Annotated in this window: 14 protein-coding genes and 2 pseudogenes; 9 read left to right on the top strand and 7 right to left on the bottom strand. The window is 71.3% G+C overall.

What is annotated here, in order from left to right; genetic code table 11:
* The first annotated feature begins 34 nt into the window (after positions 1 to 34).
* A complete protein-coding gene (locus ABT009_RS17960; protein WP_351295118.1) occupies positions 35 to 3,256 on the top strand; it encodes a tetratricopeptide repeat protein in 3,222 nt (1,073 codons plus the stop codon).
* A gap of 85 nt (positions 3,257 to 3,341) precedes the next feature.
* Here the strand turns inward: ABT009_RS17960 and ABT009_RS17955 are convergent, their stop codons facing one another.
* Together ABT009_RS17955 and mca are read right to left on the bottom strand one after the other, a co-directional pair.
* The gene (locus tag ABT009_RS17955) at positions 3,342 to 3,596 is read right to left on the bottom strand and encodes a hypothetical protein (protein WP_351295115.1); all 255 of its coding nucleotides are present in this window, start codon (positions 3,594 to 3,596) and stop codon (positions 3,342 to 3,344) included.
* The gene (gene mca, locus ABT009_RS17950; protein ID WP_351295112.1) at positions 3,589 to 4,470 is read right to left on the bottom strand and encodes a mycothiol conjugate amidase Mca; all 882 of its coding nucleotides are present in this window, start codon (positions 4,468 to 4,470) and stop codon (positions 3,589 to 3,591) included. The genes ABT009_RS17955 and mca overlap by 8 nt, the downstream gene beginning before the upstream one ends.
* A gap of 194 nt (positions 4,471 to 4,664) precedes the next feature.
* On the opposite strand from mca, the gene ABT009_RS17945 reads away from it, so the two are divergent.
* Complete coding sequence (locus tag ABT009_RS17945; protein WP_351295109.1) at positions 4,665 to 5,096, top strand: DUF4307 domain-containing protein; 432 nt, start codon at positions 4,665 to 4,667, stop codon at positions 5,094 to 5,096.
* A gap of 223 nt (positions 5,097 to 5,319) precedes the next feature.
* Entirely contained in the window at positions 5,320 to 5,817 is a 498-nt protein-coding gene (greA, locus tag ABT009_RS17940) for a transcription elongation factor GreA (protein WP_351295106.1), read from the top strand.
* Positions 5,818 to 5,898: 81 nt separating this feature from the next.
* Here the strand turns inward: greA and ABT009_RS17935 are convergent, their stop codons facing one another.
* The 3 genes from ABT009_RS17935 to ilvA all read right to left on the bottom strand — a co-directional run bounded on the left by ABT009_RS17935 (position 5,899) and on the right by ilvA (position 9,253).
* On the bottom strand, positions 5,899 to 6,750 hold the full coding sequence (locus ABT009_RS17935; protein ID WP_351295103.1) for an ABC transporter permease: 852 nt from the start codon (positions 6,748 to 6,750) through the stop codon (positions 5,899 to 5,901).
* Positions 6,747 to 7,781: an ATP-binding cassette domain-containing protein gene (locus ABT009_RS17930; RefSeq protein ID WP_351295100.1), complete on the bottom strand. Its 1,035-nt coding sequence runs from the start codon at positions 7,779 to 7,781 to the stop codon at positions 6,747 to 6,749. Before ABT009_RS17930 ends, ABT009_RS17935 begins: the two co-directional genes overlap by 4 nt.
* A gap of 242 nt (positions 7,782 to 8,023) precedes the next feature.
* Positions 8,024 to 9,253 carry a threonine ammonia-lyase gene (gene ilvA, locus ABT009_RS17925; protein WP_351295097.1) on the bottom strand — a complete coding sequence of 410 codons (1,230 nt, stop codon included), beginning with the start codon at positions 9,251 to 9,253 and terminating at the stop codon, positions 8,024 to 8,026.
* Positions 9,254 to 9,409: 156 nt separating this feature from the next.
* On the opposite strand from ilvA, the gene ABT009_RS17920 reads away from it, so the two are divergent.
* From ABT009_RS17920 to ABT009_RS17910, 3 genes are all read left to right on the top strand, one after another.
* Entirely contained in the window at positions 9,410 to 9,910 is a 501-nt protein-coding gene (locus ABT009_RS17920) for a MarR family winged helix-turn-helix transcriptional regulator (protein WP_502989914.1), read from the top strand.
* A gap of 377 nt (positions 9,911 to 10,287) precedes the next feature.
* Positions 10,288 to 10,848 (top strand): sigma factor-like helix-turn-helix DNA-binding protein, encoded by a 561-nt coding sequence (locus tag ABT009_RS17915; RefSeq protein WP_351295092.1) that lies wholly within the window; start codon positions 10,288 to 10,290, stop codon positions 10,846 to 10,848.
* Complete coding sequence (locus ABT009_RS17910) at positions 10,845 to 11,096, top strand: hypothetical protein (protein ID WP_351295089.1); 252 nt, start codon at positions 10,845 to 10,847, stop codon at positions 11,094 to 11,096. The genes ABT009_RS17915 and ABT009_RS17910 overlap by 4 nt, the downstream gene beginning before the upstream one ends.
* A gap of 37 nt (positions 11,097 to 11,133) precedes the next feature.
* Here ABT009_RS17910 and ABT009_RS17905 read toward each other — a convergent pair whose 3' ends face one another.
* Positions 11,134 to 12,288, bottom strand: a complete 1,155-nt coding sequence (locus ABT009_RS17905; RefSeq protein WP_351295086.1) for a cystathionine gamma-synthase — start codon at positions 12,286 to 12,288, stop codon at positions 11,134 to 11,136.
* Positions 12,289 to 12,422: 134 nt separating this feature from the next.
* On the opposite strand from ABT009_RS17905, the gene ABT009_RS17900 reads away from it, so the two are divergent.
* Both ABT009_RS17900 and ABT009_RS17895 read left to right on the top strand, forming a co-directional pair.
* Complete coding sequence (locus tag ABT009_RS17900; protein WP_351295083.1) at positions 12,423 to 13,541, top strand: hypothetical protein; 1,119 nt, start codon at positions 12,423 to 12,425, stop codon at positions 13,539 to 13,541.
* Positions 13,542 to 13,669: 128 nt separating this feature from the next.
* A pseudogene (locus ABT009_RS17895) lies at positions 13,670 to 14,776 on the top strand (M48 family metalloprotease); the annotation flags it as partial.
* A gap of 343 nt (positions 14,777 to 15,119) precedes the next feature.
* Here ABT009_RS17895 and msrA read toward each other — a convergent pair.
* Positions 15,120 to 15,632: a peptide-methionine (S)-S-oxide reductase MsrA gene (msrA, locus tag ABT009_RS17885; RefSeq protein WP_351295080.1), complete on the bottom strand. Its 513-nt coding sequence runs from the start codon at positions 15,630 to 15,632 to the stop codon at positions 15,120 to 15,122.
* Positions 15,633 to 16,017: 385 nt separating this feature from the next.
* On the opposite strand from msrA, the pseudogene ABT009_RS17880 reads away from it, so the two are divergent.
* Positions 16,018 to 16,203 (top strand): annotated as a pseudogene (locus ABT009_RS17880) (hypothetical protein); the annotation flags it as partial.
* Between the last annotated feature and the right edge of the window lie 95 nt (positions 16,204 to 16,298).

Below are 16,298 nucleotides of genomic sequence, written 5' to 3'. Positions count from 1 at the left end.
CGCGAATGCCGTAGCCACCGGAGGGGGACGTGACATGCGGGACAGCCATCGGGCTGAAGCCGAGCGGCTGTTGGCCCGGGCCGTGGAGGAGGAGGTGCGGCGCTCGGGCGGTCGGATCGACGGGGGTGTGCTGCTGTCCCGGGCCCGTGGGGGGCTGGACGCCATGGCGCAGAACGCAGCCGAGGAGTACGGCGCGTATACGGCCGCGCTCGACGAGGCCGATGCGGGGCAGCTGTCCTTCGGGCAACGGTTCGCCCGGGAGGGGGGCGGAACCGCCTTTCTGGTGGCGGGCTCCGCGGCCGTCGCGGCGTGCCTGGCGGACCTGCTCGTCGGCACGAGCACCAGCACGGCGATGGGCGTCGGCGCGGTCACCGGTGTGGTGGGCGCGGCCATGACGGTGGTGAAGGTGACCGCGTCGCATGTGCCGGCCGCGAGCCGCAGCGCCGGGGCCCGCAACCAGCCCGGCGGTCCCGAGCAGCTGCGGCTGCAGTGGCTGACGGCCCTTGAGGTGCGGGGCATCCGGCCGTTCCTCGATCAGCAGAGGGTGATCACCGCCAGCACGTCGGGCGGTACGAAGAAGGCGGCGCCGCAGCTGCGGCGTACGGACAAGAGCGCGGAGGCGCGGCGCCGCCGAGTGCTGGAACAGTCGTTCGGGCATCTGCCGGAGCCGGAGGGGCCGTTCGCGGGCCGGCGTCAGGAGATGGCGCGGATCGCGCAGTGGGTGCATGCCGCGCGGGCGAGCACGGAGACGCGGCCGACGGTGGTGGTGCTGCACGGTGCGCCCGGGTCGGGCCGTTCGACGCTGGCGGTGCGCGCGGCGCTCGGGCTGAAGGACCAGTTCCGGGGCGCGTGCCTGGTGGATCTGCGCGGCGACAACCCTGACGCGCCGCCGCTGTCCACGCGCGATGCGCTGCTGCATCTGCTGAACCGGCTGGGGGCGCCACGCGAGCAGCTGCTGTTCCGGGAGCGGTCGTCGCAGGACCAGCAGGTACGGCGGCTGAGCGAGCTGTACCACCAGCATCTGACGGGGCTGCCGGTCGTCGTGGTCCTCGACGACGCGAGCGACGTGGAGCAGGTGCGCACCCTGGTCCCCGAGCGCTCCGAGAGCCTGGTCCTGGTCACGGCCCGCAAGCCGGTCGAGCTCCCCGCCGACCTGCCCGCGTGGGTGCACCATCTGTCCGTCGAGCCCCTGGAGGCGGCGGGCTCCGACGAGCTGCTGCGGGCGTCGGCGCAGGACGCGTCGGGGCCGTACGACGCCGAGTCCTCGGACCGCGTGCGCGAGCTGTGCGGGGGTCTGCCGCTCGCGCTGCGCGTCGCGGGTTCCTCACTGGGGGCGCGTTCGGCGCGTCAGCTGGCGGTGGATCTGGGGGCCTACGGGCCGGTGGAGCCGGTGGGGCGTGCGCTGTGGCTGCGCTACACGGATCTACCGGACACGACGCGGCGGCTGCTGCGGCGGCTGGCGCTGGCCGGGCGGGCGTCGCTGGGCGCGGCCGCTGCGGCGGCGCTGCTCGGCACGGACGAGACGGAGGCCACCCGGCAGCTCACAGCGCTGTCCCGCGCGGGTCTCGTCGACCATGTCCGCGGCAATCGCTACCGCCTCCACGATCTCGTACGGGCCTTCGCCCAGGCACGGCTGCTTGACGAGGAGGATCCCGCGGAGCGCACGGCGGCGCAGGAGCGGCTGATCGTCAACTACGCGGAGCTGGCGGACTCGGTGATCCGTCTGGTCGACGGCAAGACGTCGACCAGGGCGGACACGTCCTTCCAGTCGAGCACGGTCGGTCCGCACGGCTTCACGTCGCTCGACGCCGCGCTGCGCTGGCTGGACGACGAGTCGAGCTTCATCACGGCGGCGCTACGGCACGCGGAGGGCGTCGACCAGGGCGCGGTGCTGAACCTGCTGGGGGCGCTGTGCGACTACTGCCTGCTGCGCGGCGACCTGTACCGCCTGGGCGAGATCAGCGAGCTGACGCAGGCCATAGACCAGGGCCTGCTGGTACGGAGCGTCCAGTGGCGTACGGGCATCGCGGCCCGCCAGCTCGGCGAGCTCGACAAGGCGCGCTCGACCCTGGCGTCGGTCGTGGATCTCTACTTCGAGGCGCACCACGACGCGGGGGCGGCCCGTGCGCTGTGCTCGCTGGGGATCACGCTGCACCACCAGGGCAATCTGACGGAGGCGGCGGCGAAGCTGCGCGAGGCGCTCGATCTGCAGGCATCGGACGCGCTGGCCGCCGACCGGGCGTGGACGCTGCACGCGCTGGCCGCGGTGGAGCGCGACCAGGGACGGCTCGCCGAGGCACTGGGGCAGCTGTCGACCGCCCTGGCCCTGCACCGGGAGAGCGAGTCGGTGCACGGCGAGGCGTGGGCGCACTTCCAGCTGGGGCAGCTGTGCCTGCGCATGGGTGACGTACCGCGCGCGGAGAGCGAGCTGCGGATCGCGCTGGACCTGTTCGGGCGGACACGTGACGGCCGCGGTGAGGCGTGGGCGATGACGCAGCTGGCGCGGGCCCGGCTGGTGGACGGCGAGCCGTCGGCGGCGGTGGACGGTCTGCGGCAGGCGGCGGCGCGTCACACCGGCAACGAGGACGCGCGCGGCGTGGCGTGGACGGGGTACTACCTGGGCCAGGCACTGGAGGAGACCGGCGACCTGGACCAGGCGGTGCGCGAGCTGGAGCGCTCCCGCACGATGTTCTCGCGTATGCGCGACGTGTACGGGCTGGCGTGCGCCCGCCACCACTCGGCACGCGTCACCCGCGACCAGCGAGCGGCCCAGACGGGTTCGCTGCGCAACTCCGGCTTCGCCCGCCAGCTCCTGGTCGACGCGCGCGCCGACTTCCAGCGCATCGGCGTCGCCCACGGCGAGGCGTGGACGTGCCTGGAGCTGGCCGTGGTCGACGCCGGAAACGCCCGTACGCAGGCGGCCCTGGCCCTGTGTGACGAAGCGGCGGCCCTGTTCGCCGGGTACGGCGACCGCCGCGGCGAGGACTGGGCCCACTTCCTGCGCTGCACCCTCCTGCCGTACGCATCGCCCGGCGGCTCCGAGGTCGGCACGGCGGTCGCCGAGGAGGAGCTCGCCCAACTGGCCCGGACCCCGCATCCGGCCCGCGACGGCAAGCTGGACGACTACGTGGAGGCCTACCAGCTGCTTCTGGAACGCGGCGTGGACCTGGACGCCGGCTGGCAGGCCTGGCGCCTGGGCATGGTGCCGAGGCGGCAGTCCCGGGAGGTCATGGGGGTGCCGGTCGGGGTGGGGTGACGCCTGATCCCGGCCGGGCGCTTGCGGTCGCCCGAAGCGACCCGGCCGGGGATCAGAGGGCTGAGCCCACGCCGGCTCAGCCCTTTCAGCCCTTGGCTGCCGAGGCCGAGCCCCTCCGGCCGCCCTCGGAGGCGCCAGAGGAACCTTCCTCCGGTGCCTCCTTGAAGTCGACGTTCTTCATGTGCCGGTTCATCGACTTCATCAGGCCCCACACGGCCAGCGCCATCACGGCGAAGACGATGAAACCGAGGACGCCGGGGGTCACCTTGTTCTCGTCGACCTCGGCGAGGGTGACGAGATGCGTCATTGCCAGGCTTGCGCTTGCGCTCATGTCAGGCATTGTCTCGGATGCCCGCAAAGAGGTCGTCCTCGGGGAGGGACGTATCGACGAGGGACCTCGCGAGCTCGTACTCCTCGGTCGGCCAGACCGCCTTCTGAAGCTCCATCGGGACCCGGAACCAGCCGCCGTCGGGGTCGATCTGCGTGGCGTGCGCGATCAGCGCCTTGTCGCGGATCTCATAGAAGTCGGCGCACGGAATGTGCGTCGTCAGAGTGCGCTCCACGCGCTCGAACTCGTCCCAGCGCCTCAGCCACTCCCCGTACGGGGACTCCAGGCCCCGCTCGAGCATCGCGTTGTGCAGCGCCTCGGTGCGGGGGCGGTTGAAGCCCTGGTTGTAGTAGAGCTTCAGCGGCTGGTACGCCGGGCCGTACTCGCCCTCCGGGTACTTCTCGGTGTCCGCGGCGCCCTCGAAGGCCACCATCGAGATCTTGTGGGTCATGATGTGGTCGGGGTGCGGGTACCCGCCGTTCTCGTCGTAGGTGGTGATCACCTGGGGGCGGAACGTGCGGATGGACCTCACCAGGCGGCCGGCCGCCTTGTCGACGTCCTCCAGGGCGAAGCAGCCCTCGGGCAGCGGCGGCAGCGGGTCCCCCTCGGGGAGACCCGAATCGATGAATCCGAGCCACTCCTGCTTGACGCCGAGGATCTCGCGCGCCTCGTCCATCTCCTTCTTGCGCACCTCGTGGATGTGCTCCTCGATGTACTCGTCGCCCTGGAGCTTCGGGTTGAGGATGGAGCCGCGCTCCCCGCCGGTGCAGGTCACGACCAGCACGTCCACCCCCTCGGACACGTACTTGGCCATCGTGGCCGCGCCCTTGCTCGACTCGTCGTCGGGGTGGGCGTGAACGGCCATCAGTCGCAACTGCTCAGTCAAGACTCGTTCCCTCGGTGGTCTCAGCGGTCGGTGTGACCCGCCCACGGTCGTCGGACATCGGTGTGGGGCGGCGGTCGGCCGGCGGGTGGCAGGCTTCTATAGTGACCGACTCGGGGGGCGATTCATTCCAGGGCCCGTCCCGGCCACCCCGAACCGGCCGGATTCCGGCCCCGGCCCCTTCCGAGAGGACGATCATGAGCGCAGTGCGGGAAGCCGGCACCAGCGACTCCGCCGCGCGGCGGCCGGAGGGCCGCTACGGCCGCTCGGCGTCCGCGGACGAGCGCGCCGACCGCAAGCTCAGGATCATCGGCGCGGTGCTGGGCGCGGCCCTGCTCGCGTTCATCGGCTGGGCCGGCTACGACTACATCGCCGGGACGAAGATCAGCGGTGAAGTGATCAAGTTCGACGCGGTCTCGGACCGTGCGGTCGAGGTGCACCTCGAGGTGCGCAAGGACGAGGACGCCAAGGGCTACTGCACGCTGCGCTCCCAGTCCGCGGACGGCGCCGAGGTCGGCCGCGCGGACTTCCGCTTCGACCAGCGCTCGGGCCGGATCGACAAGGTCGTCACGTTGCGTACGACGGCCCGTGGCACCACCGCCGAACTGGTGGGCTGCCACAGCGACTGACACCGGGCCCGGCCCGCGCGGCCGGGTGGGGCGGACGCGCCCGGCGAGGAGCGCGGAGTGTTTTCTCACTCCGCCAGCTGACCTGCGCCGACGTAAATCCCAGGCCTCATGTCCTCCCCGTTCCGCCACTGAATTGTTAGGCTCGTGGTTTCGCCCACCTGTGAAGGAACATCCTTCTGGGTAGGGCGATGCTTTGTATTCCCAGTACCGACGAGGAGCACCTGTGACCCAGACCAGCGAGAACGTCACCTGGCTGACCCAGGAGGCGTACAACCAGCTCAAGGCCGAGCTGGAGTACCTGTCTGGTCCTGCACGCACCGAGATCGCTGCAAAGATCGCGGCCGCGCGCGAGGAGGGCGACCTGCGGGAGAACGGCGGGTACCACGCGGCCAAGGAGGAGCAGGGCAAGCAGGAGCTCCGCGTGCGCCAGCTGACCCAGCTCCTGGAGAATGCGAAGGTCGGCGAGGCGCCCGCCGCGGAGGGTGTGGTCGCGCCCGGCATGGTCGTGACGATCGCCTTCGACGGCGACGAGGACGACACGCTGACGTTCCTGCTGGCCTCGCGTGAGTACGCCAGCGAGGACATCGAGACGTATTCGCCCCAGTCCCCGCTCGGCACCGGCGTGAACGGCAAGAAGATCGGCGAGGACGCGCAGTACGAGCTGCCGAACGGCAAGCTCGCCTCGGTGAAGATCCTCGAGGCCAAGCCGTACCAGGGCTGACACCGCCACGGTCGTACGACGATGCCCCCGGTTGCTCCCGGGGGCATCGTCGTATGCCGGCTGTATCCGGGCGTCGGGCCGTCAGGCCGTCGCGTTGCGGTACTTGCGGACCGCCAGGGTCCGGAAGACCGCGATGATCAGCAGGGACCAGATCAGCGAGGCCCATACGGGGTGCTGCATGGGCCAGGCCGAGGAGTCGACCACGCCCGGGTTGCCGAAGAGCTCCCTGCTCGCCTGCACCGTGGCGCTGAAGGGGTTCCAGTCGGCGATGTGGCGGAGCCAGGGCGTCATCTGCCCGGAGTCCACGAAGGCGTTCGAGACGAACGTCACCGGGAAGAGCCAGATGAGGCCGCCGGACGTCGCCGCCTCGGGCGTGCGCACGGACAGGCCGATCAGGGCGCCGATCCAGGTGAACGCATAGCCGAGCAGGAGCAGCAGCGCGAAGGCGCCGAGCACCTCGCCGAAGGTGGTGTGGGTGCGCCAGCCGACGAGCAGCGCGACGACGGCCAAAACCAGCAGCGTCAGCGCGGTCTGCACGAGGTCGGCGAGGGTGCGCCCGGTGAGGACCGCGCCGCGCGCCATCGGCAGTGAGCGGAAGCGGTCGATGAGGCCCTTGTGCATGTCGTCGGCGATGCCCGCACCGGCGCCGGCTGTGGCGAAGGTCACGGTCTGGGCGAAGATTCCGGCCATCAGGAACTCGCGGTAGACGGACGAGTCGGTGGTGCCGCCGACGTTCATGGAGCCGCCGAAGACGTAGCTGAACAGCACCACGAACATGATCGGCTGGATGAGCCCGAAGATGATCATCTCCGGGATGCGGGTCATGCGGATCAGGTTGCGCTTGGCGACGACGAGGGAGTCCCGGACGGACTGCCCGACGCCGCCGACCCCCTTGGGTGCCGCGGCCGGCGCGGTATCGGTCACGGCGGTCACTTGACGGCCTCCTTCTTCGCCTTGGGAGCCTGCTGGGCCCTGCCCTGGGTGGCGGTGTCCGCGCCGCTCTCGCCGTTGTCCCCGATGGCGTCCTCCGCGGCGTGGCCCGTCAGGGAGATGAAGACGTCGTCGAGGGTGGGGCGGCGCAGCCCGATGTCGTCGATGGCGATGCCGCGCGTGTCCAGCTCGCGGATGATCTCGGCGAGCAGCTTGGCGCCGCCGGTGACCGGGACGGTCAGCTTGCGGGTGTGGCTCTCGGCCGTCACGTCGCCCTTGCCGAACCCGCGCAACACCTCGGTGGCGGGCGCGATCTCCTCCGGCTCGTGCACGACGACCTCGACACGCTCGCCGCCGGTCTGCGCCTTGAGCTGGTCGGCGGTGCCGCGGGCGATGACGCGGCCGTGGTCGACGACGCAGATGTCGTGCGCCAGGTGGTCGGCCTCTTCGAGGTACTGCGTGGTGAGCAGCAGCGTCGTACCGCCCGAGACGAGCTCCTTGATGACCTCCCACAGCGCCTGGCGGTTGCGCGGGTCGAGGCCGGTCGTCGGCTCGTCCATGAACATCACGGGCGGGGACACGACCAGCGCGGCGGCGAGGTCGAGGCGGCGGCGCATACCTCCGGAGTACGTCTTGGCGGGGCGGTCGGCCGCGTCCGTCAGGTTGAACCGCTCCAGCAGCTCCTCGGCGCGCGCCTTCGCGGCCTTGGCCCTCATCTGGTACAGCTGGCCGACCATCTGGAGGTTCTCGCGGCCGGTCAGATACTCGTCGACGGCGGCGAACTGGCCGGACAGGCCGATCGAGCGCCGCACCTCGTTGGGGTGCTTGAGGACGTCGATGCCCGCGACGACCGCTCGGCCGCTGTCGGGTTGAAGCAGCGTGGTCAGACAGCGCACCGCGGTGGTCTTGCCCGCGCCGTTCGGCCCGAGCAGGCCCAGCACGGTTCCCTCCGGGACATCGAGGTCGACGCCGTCCAGAGCCCTTACGTCGCCGAAGGTCTTCACCAGGCCTTCGGCGTAGATGGCGCCTGGCATATGGGTTCCCCCAGGGGTGTGGGTGATTTTTGCGGAAAGCTTAGGTTTGCCCGTTGGTGCTGGGCGGACGGGTGAGACGAGTCGCCCGCCTGGGCGAGTCGAATCGACAGGTAGGGCGACACCTCGCCCAGGTGTGCGAGTAAGCGAGGGCACACACTAACGCGATACATCGCGTCTTCTCAACGGATTTTCCAGAACCCGGTAAACCCTCGGAAACCGGGGCCGCCACCGTCAACGGATTTTCAGCCGATGACCTTGTATCCGGCCTGCCGCAGTGCCGCGCCCACCTCGGCGCAGTGCTCGGGTCCCTTCGTCTCCAGGTGCAGTTCGACCTCCGCCTCCGTGAGCCCGAGCCGGGGATCGGTCCGTACGTGACTCACGTCGAGGACGTTAGCGTCGACCACTGACAACACCCCCAGGAGCGTGGCGAGGGCACCGGGACGGTCGGTCAGCCGCAGCCGTACCGCGAGGTAGCGGCCCGCCGCGGCCATGCCGTGCCGCAGGATCCGCTGCATCAGCAGCGGATCGACGTTGCCGCCCGACAGCAGCGCCACGACCGGCCCCTCGAAGGTCTCCGGACGGCTCAGCAAGGCCGCCACCGGGCTCGCGCCAGCCGGTTCGACGACCATCTTGGCCCGCTCCAGGCACAGCAGCAGGGCACTGGACAACTCGTCCTCGGAGACCGTGCGCACCTCGTCGACGTACTGCTCGATGATCTGGAACGGCACGTCGCCGGGCCGCCCCACCTTGATGCCGTCGGCCATCGTCGCCGGGTTCTCCACCGTCACCGGGCGCCCGGCCGCGAGCGACAGCGGGTACGCGGCCGCGCCCGCCGCCTGGACGCCCACCACCTTCACCTCCGGGCGAAGCGTCTTCACGACGACCGCGATGCCCGCCGCGAGACCGCCGCCGCCCATGCCCACGATGATCGTGCGGACCTCGGGGCACTGCTCCAGGATCTCCAGGCCGACCGTGCCCTGTCCGGCGATGATGTCCCGGTGGTCGAAGGGATGGATGAACACGGCGCCCGTCTCGGCCGCGTACTCCTTCGCGGCGGCCAGCGAGTCGTCCACCACCTGCCCGTGCAGCCGCACCTCGGCGCCGTAGTCCCGTGTCGCCGCGACCTTCGGCAGCGGCGCACCGACCGGCATGAAGACGGTCGAGTGCACGCCCAGCAGGGAAGACGCGAGCGCGACGCCCTGCGCGTGGTTGCCCGCGCTGGCCGCGACGACCCCGGCCGCGCGCTCCTCCGGGAGCAGCCCCGCTATACGGACGTATGCGCCGCGCAGCTTGAACGAACCCGTGCGCTGCAGGTTCTCGCACTTGAGGTGGACCGGCGCGCCGACCAGGCCGGACAGATGCCTACTGCCCTCCATCGGGGTTACCCGGGCCACGCCCGCGAGCATCTTCTGGGCGCCGCGGACGTCGTCGAGGGTCACCGTCGGCAAGGAGTCAGCCGTGCTGTAGCTCATGTCGGTCAGTCTCGCAGCTAAAGCCGGGGGCCTCCCAGCATGGACGGGTTTGGCCAGCGCCGGTACGGTCCGTGCCCTAGCCGCGTACTCTGTCCCCCAACCCACCACCCACGCACGAATTGAGCCCCGGCCATGCCCACAACACAGGACTTGTCGATGGACATGACGACCGCCTCAGACGCCGGTCTCCTCGACACGCTGCAGCATGAGGTTGCGGTGTTCGCACGCCGCGCCGAACAGACCCGGCTCGGCGGGGTCGGGCAGGTGCGCAACTCCATGGACCGCGCCGCGTATCTGCTGCTCAACCGCCTCGACAAAGAAGGCCCGATGGGCGTCAAGGCGCTCGCCGCCAGCATGGGCATCGACTCCTCGACGGTCACCCGGCAGGTGGCACCGCTCGTCGACACCGGGCTCGTCAAACGCACGTCGCATCCCGAGGACGGGCGTGCGGTCGTGCTCCAGCTGTCGCCGCGCGGGCACGCACGGCTGGACGAGGTCCGGTCCTCGCGGCGCGCACTCATGGCCCAGCTGACGGAGGACTGGGCGCCGGAGGAGCGGGAAGCGTTCTGCTCGCTGCTCACTCGCTTCAACACGGCGCTTTCGGCTCGTATGGGGGCGCAGCCTGCCGGCGCCGGGGAGGCTCCGGCCGGCTCCTGAACCGGCCGCCGAGGGCCGCCCGGGCCGTGCCCGGGCGGCCCTTCCACGTGCGTGGCGCGCTGCGCGTCGGGGCTTCGCCCCCGAAGCTGCGCTGAGGCTGTACGTGAGGGTGCCCGCCGTCGTGGGTTGTGCCCACCCTCCCCCAAGCTCTCGGCTTCTCCCCCAGTGCCTTAAGGGCCTGGGAGGCACCCCCGCCCCAGAGCAGGGGGACCCCCATCGTCCTGCGGAGCGCCTGCCCACAGCGGTCAGCTGCCACCGGCCCGCAGCCGCCCGCCTGCCGAAGCGGCCGCCGCGCCCTTGACCCGCGGCGTCCGTCTGGCCTCATATGAGACCGGGGTCCCGTTCGCTCGGGTCACCCACCCAGGCGGGAGGTGCGCTTGCGAAGACCACAGGCGTCCCAGGACGCCCGCCGGGCCCGTGAGTTCGAGGCTTTCGTCGCGGGCGCGGCCGGGCGGCTGCTGCATGCCGCCACGCTGCTCACCGCCGAGCCGCGCGACGACAACCCGCGCGCGCGGAGCCTGTTGACCGCATCCCTAGCCCACACCTACGCCACCTGGGACCGGCTGCGCGGCGAGGACCCCTACGCCCGCGCCCGCCACCAGCTCGCCGTCCGCTTCGCGCGCGGAGCCTGGCACCGGTACCGCGGCCACGGCGGACTGCTCGAGCGGCTCGCACCCCAGGAACGGCTGATCCTCGTACTGCGGATGTATGAGGGCGTGGCCGAGGAGCAGACAGCGGCGCTGCTCGGGCTCCCCGTGGAGCGCGTACGGGCGATCTGCGCGCGGGCGATGTCGCTGCTGCTGGACCCCCCGCGCGGGCCGGCGCCGAAGGCGACCGGGCCGGACACAGCCGCCGCCCGACCGGACGGCGCTGAAGCAGGCGCGGACACGGGCGCCGTCATGAGCGGGGCCGACCGCAAGGAGGCGGCACCGTCATGAACCAATCAAGTCGCAAGGAGGCGGCGGTACGGCAGCTCCTGGAGGCGTCCCCGCCCCCGGTGCCGCAGGAGCTGTACGCGGACGCGGTGCGCCGCGGCGGCCGGCTGCTGCGACGCAGGGCGGCGATGCGCCGCGTCATGTGGTTGTTACTGCTCGCGGCGGCCGTCGCATTCGTGGTGTGGGCCTCGATGGCCCGCCCCTGGGTGGAGCCGCCGTCGGAGACGACTCCACCACTCACGGGCTGGTAGGCCGGAGCCCGAGGGCGCCCGACCGTGACACCAGGGGCTACCCCAGGGCCTGCTGCAGATCCGCCAGCAGATCGTCGACGGACTCGATGCCCACCGACAGCCTTACGAGATCGGCCGGCACCTCGAGGGCCGAGCCGGCGGTCGATGCGTGCGTCATACGGCCGGGGTGCTCGATCAGCGACTCGACGCCGCCGAGGGACTCGCCCAGCGTGAACAGCTTCGCGCGGTTGCAGACCTCGACGGCCGCCTCCTCGCCGCCCTCGACCTGGAACGAGATCATGCCGCCGAAGGCCCGCATCTGCTTGGCGGCGACCTCGTGACCGGGGTGCTCGGGAAGGCCCGGGTACAGAACGCGCGTCACGCGCGCGTGCCGCGTCAGCATCTCCGCGATCCGGCCGGCGTTCTCGCTGTGCCGGTCCATGCGGACGCCGAGGGTCTTGATGCCGCGCAGCACCAGCCACGAGTCGAAGGGCCCGGCGACCGCGCCCATGGCGTTCTGGTGGTACGCCAACTCGTCGCCCAGATCGGCGTCGTTGACGACGAGGGCGCCGCCGACGACGTCCGAGTGGCCGCCCATGTACTTGGTGAGCGAGTGCACGACGACGTCCGCGCCCAGGGCGAGCGGCTGCTGCAGATAGGGCGTGGCGAAGGTGTTGTCGACGACCAGCCGGGCGCCGACGGACCGCGCGATGTCCGCGACCGCCGCGATGTCGGTGATACCGAGCAGCGGGTTGGAGGGGGTCTCGACCCAGATCGCCTTCGTACGCGGCGTGATCGCGGCGCGCACCGAGGCGGGGTCGGAGGTGTCCGCCACCGACCACTCGACGCCCCACCGCGAGACGACCTTGTCGAAGAGGCGGAACGTGCCGCCGTACGCGTCGTTGGGGATGACCACGTGGTCGCCGGGGGTCAGCAGCGTACGCAGCAGGCAGTCCTCGGCGGCCAGCCCGGACGCGAACGCGAGCCCGCGGGTGCCGCCCTCGACGGCGGCGAGGTTCTCCTCGAGGGCGGTCCTGGTGGGGTTCGCGCTGCGGCTGTACTCGTAGCCGCCGCGCAGACCGCCGACGCCGTCCTGCTTGTAGGTGGACACCTGGTAGATCGGCGGGACGACCGCGCCGGTGAGGGGATCCGCGGTGTTGCCCGCGTGGATCGCCACGGTCTCGAAACTGTGCCTGCTGTGCCTGTCGCTCATGGGCACCGAGGGTAGTGCGGGACGGGGGTTTCCGACCTGTTGGCCGGTCCCGGCAGCGGGCGCGTGCCGTTCCCGCACGGAGTGGGTGCGGACTCGTTGGCCAATTGTCGTACCCGTCTGGTTCGCTTGGAGGCATGGAGATTCTCTGGGCCCTCTTCGCGCTGCTCATGATCGGGGCGATCGTCGGACCGATCATGTACCGCAGGCGCGGCGTGATCCGCCAGGTCGCCCCCGGCTCGCCGGACGCCGCCGACCCGGCGAACTACGGCTTCGTACGGCAGGAGCTGCTGGACGTCCGGATGCCCGGGCCCGACCAGGACCTGCTGGACGTGCTGGACCTGGTGCAGCGCACGCAGGACTGGCGGGCGGCGTCGCAGCTGCTCGCGGGCACGGCGACGGCCGGCGAGGAGCGCTGGCAGCGGGTGCAGGCCTTCGCGGGCTCGGCCTCGCTGGAGCTTCAGCAGCGGCCGGGCGGCGTCTCCGAGCAGCCCGGTGGGCAGTGGCTGCGGGTGTGGCGGGCCGAGGCGCCGAAGGACGCGGGCGGCGCCGCGGTGCACGCCGAGTTCCTGGTGCAGCAGGCATGGCGCACGGCCGCCTCCGGTACGGAGGAGTTCCGGATCATCCTGGAGGAGGCGCGGAAGGCGTGCGCGGATGCGGCCCTGCTCGCCCCCGGCGACCCCATTCCGTACATCATCGAGCTTTCGATCGCCCGCGGCCTGGGCTATTCGCAGCAGGAGTTCGAGCAGCTCTGGATGAAGATCCTGGATCGCGCGCCGTCCCACATGGGGGCACATCTCGCGGCTCTCCACTACTGGTGCGAGAAGTGGCACGGTTCGCGTGACCTGGCGTACTCCTTCGCGGAGGCCGCCGCGTCCCGCGCCCCGAGCGGCTCGCTGCTCGCGGCCCTGCCGCTCTTCGCGGTGTTCGAGCACCTGCCCGAGGTGGAGCTCGTCCGCGGCTTCTACCAGAGCGAGGTCGTGACCAAGGCCGTCCACGGCGCGCTCTTCGCGGCGCAGGCCGCGCGCCCGGACGACCCGATGCTGGCCCACGTCCGCCATCTGCTGCTCTTCTTCCTGGTCCGCTCCGAGCGCTGGGGGGAGGCCATGAACCAGCTGGTGCACATCGACGGCCACGTCGGCGCCCTGCCCTGGACGCTCTCCGCCGACCCCGCCGCGGACTACGCGGTGTTCCGGGCGCTGGCGGTGGCGGGGTACGAGGCGAACGGCGGCAGCCCGGCGACGCTGTTGCACTGACGGGCGCGCACCCCGCCCGCATGCGTGCACAGCCCGAACATCTTTGCGGCACCGCCCGACGGTAGGACATACTCCGGGTCCCCCCACACCACCTTTGACGTGCCCTTTTCCGTGGGGGGAAGTGCCCGATGGGCCCAACTCTGCGCGCTCTGCGCGCCCTTGTCCTGCTCGCAGGCTTCCAGTTGCTCAGCCTCGTCCTGCTCGCCGCGCTGCTCGCCGCCGACTGGGCGGCCGCCACCTGGACCCCTGCGAGCATCACGCTCAAGGTCTGGATCATCTCGGCGGTGCTCGCCATACCCGTCGTCCGGGGCATGTTCATGCTTCGCATGCCGAAGGACGAGAGGCAGCCCGGGGTCCCGCTGACCGAGTCCGACGAGCCCCGCCTCTGGGCCCTCGTACGCGGTCTCGCGGACGCCGCCGGCACCCGGGCACCCGACGAGATCGTGCTCACCGGGGACGTCAACGCGGCGGTCAGCGAACGGTCGCGCCTCCTCGGGCTGCTGCCCGGCCCACGCCGTCTCTACCTCGGCCTCCCCCTGCTCACCGGCCTGAGCGAGGCCCAGTTGAAGGCCGTCATCGCCCATGAGTACGGCCACTTCACCGGCGGCGACACCCGGCTCGCCGCCCTGGTGGTCCGCGGGCGCGTCCAGATCGCCCGCGTGATCGCCCACTTCCACGAGAAGGCCGACAGCAAGGTCGCCAAGGAACGCGCCCGCCAGGAGAACTCCGCCGCCAAGCGCCTCGCCAAGGGCAAGTCGGCGAAGGAGATCGACACGTCGGGCGCCGGTGTCACCTGCCGGATGATGGCCGCCGTCTACACCGCGTACGGCAAGCTCTGCCTGCGCGCGACGCTCTCCACCGCCCGCGCCCAGGAGTACGCGGCCGACGTGTCCGCCGTCCGGATCGCGGGCCGGGACGCCACGGCCGCCGCGCTGAGCGACATCCCCGCGCTCAGCGCCGCCCACGAGTTCTACCTGGAGTCGTACGCAACGCTCGGCCTGCCGGCCCGGACGCTGCCGCCTCGCGGCGAGTTCTTCGGCGGCTTCGCCCGGATGCTCACCGCCCGCGAACTCGAACTGGCCGACATGCGGGCCGAGCTCCCGACCGAACCCACCTCCCCGTACGACTCGCACCCGCCCATCGCCGAACGCGTCCGGCGGATCGAGGCCCTGCCGGACGACGGCCGCACCCATGAGGACAAGGCCTCCGCGCTGGCGCTGCTCACCGACCCGGAGGCCTCCGCCACGGGCGATTCCGCGGCGCGCGACCGCGAGCGCGCCCGACGGGACGGAATGCGGGCGGACGGCGTCACGTGCCCTCCTGGAGCTGTCGCATGACGAGGACCGTGCCGTTGCGCTGACTGCGGCGTACGTTCTTCAGCTACGCGACGCACGGTGACGGCTCTCTGGGTGCCACATACGCGGCCCGCGGGTTCCGGACTTGTCACCTCACCGTCCACCGCGAGGGACGGCGGACGACTCGCCCACAGCGGGGCACCGCCGGACCCGCAGAGGCAAGCACGGCCAGCTGCGGAGCCTCTGCCAGTCAGCCTCCGCCGTCCGCCGGACCGCCTCGCGGTCAGCCCTCAGCTCGGGCGGGCAGCCGCCATCCCGGGCGCGGGAAGTGGCAGGTGTAGCCGCCCGGGTAACGCTGCAGGTAATCCTGATGCTCGGTCTCGGCCTCCCAGAAAGGACCCACCGGCTCCACCTCAGTGACGACCTCGCCCGGCCACAGGCCAGAGGCGTCCACATCCGCGATCGTGTCCTCGGCGATCCGCTTCTGCTCGTCATCCACGTAGTAGATCGCCGAGCGGTAGCTGAGGCCGATGTCGTTGCCCTGGCGGTTCTTTGTGCTCGGGTCGTGGATCTGGAAGAAGAACTCCAGGATCGCGCGGAAGTCGGTCTTCGCAGGGTCGAAAAGGATCTCAATGGCCTCCGCGTGCGTGCCGTGGTTACGGTACGTCGCGTTCGGCACGTCACCCCCGGTGTATCCCACCCGGGTCGCCGTCACGCCCGGAAGTCGGCGGATCAGCTCCTCCATCCCCCAGAAGCATCCGCCCGCCAGCACGGCCCTCTGCGTCTGCGCAGCCATTGCGGCCCTCCGATATCTGTCAGCTCGGTCACTCGGGCTACTCGGCTCGCACACCACCGGCATCCCATACCCACCCTCCCCAACGCGCGAGGGCTCCAGGTGATTCCGTGCCCGTCGGACCGGCCCTGCGGTCGCCGACCACCGGCCACGGCGAGAAGCGCACCAACCTGTTGCCCACCCGTCGGCGAACCGATCAGCACCTGGCCGGAGCCCCGCTTCGTCGAGCACTGAGCTGCAGAGACCATGGCCCGAACCGGGGCCGTCCTCTCAGGTCGGTCCGGGCGCGTAGCTGTATCGCTTCTCCCTCACTCGTTCGAGCGGTGGGAAAACGCTCACGCCCGATACGCCGGCGCACGGGATCAGAATCACGCCCATGGGAGTAGCCATGACCACCTCCGCCGCTGGGCAACGGCTCATCCCCCAGCCTCCTGCCGCGGTTGCCGCGCTGCGGCAGGCCATCAGCCAGATCCCGCCTGCCGCGCTACCGGCCTTCACCCGGGAGTTGGACCAGGCGGCAGACCAGTCCCGGCAGGGCTCCGGCCTGGCGCCGCTCCAGCGGTTCATCATCCAGTGAAGCCGTAAGGAATCAACTTGTCGGTGTGTCGGTTTCTTCATCCGCGGCGGCGAGGAGTTCGGTGGCGGTGCGGTAGCGGGTGGTGGCCGGAG

The organism is Streptomyces sp. NPDC002896, assembly GCF_040295225.1.
In the GTDB taxonomy this organism is placed as follows: domain Bacteria; phylum Actinomycetota; class Actinomycetes; order Streptomycetales; family Streptomycetaceae; genus Streptomyces.
Note: the sequence above shows the minus strand (reverse complement) of the source record. Positions and strands in the feature narration are given on the sequence as shown.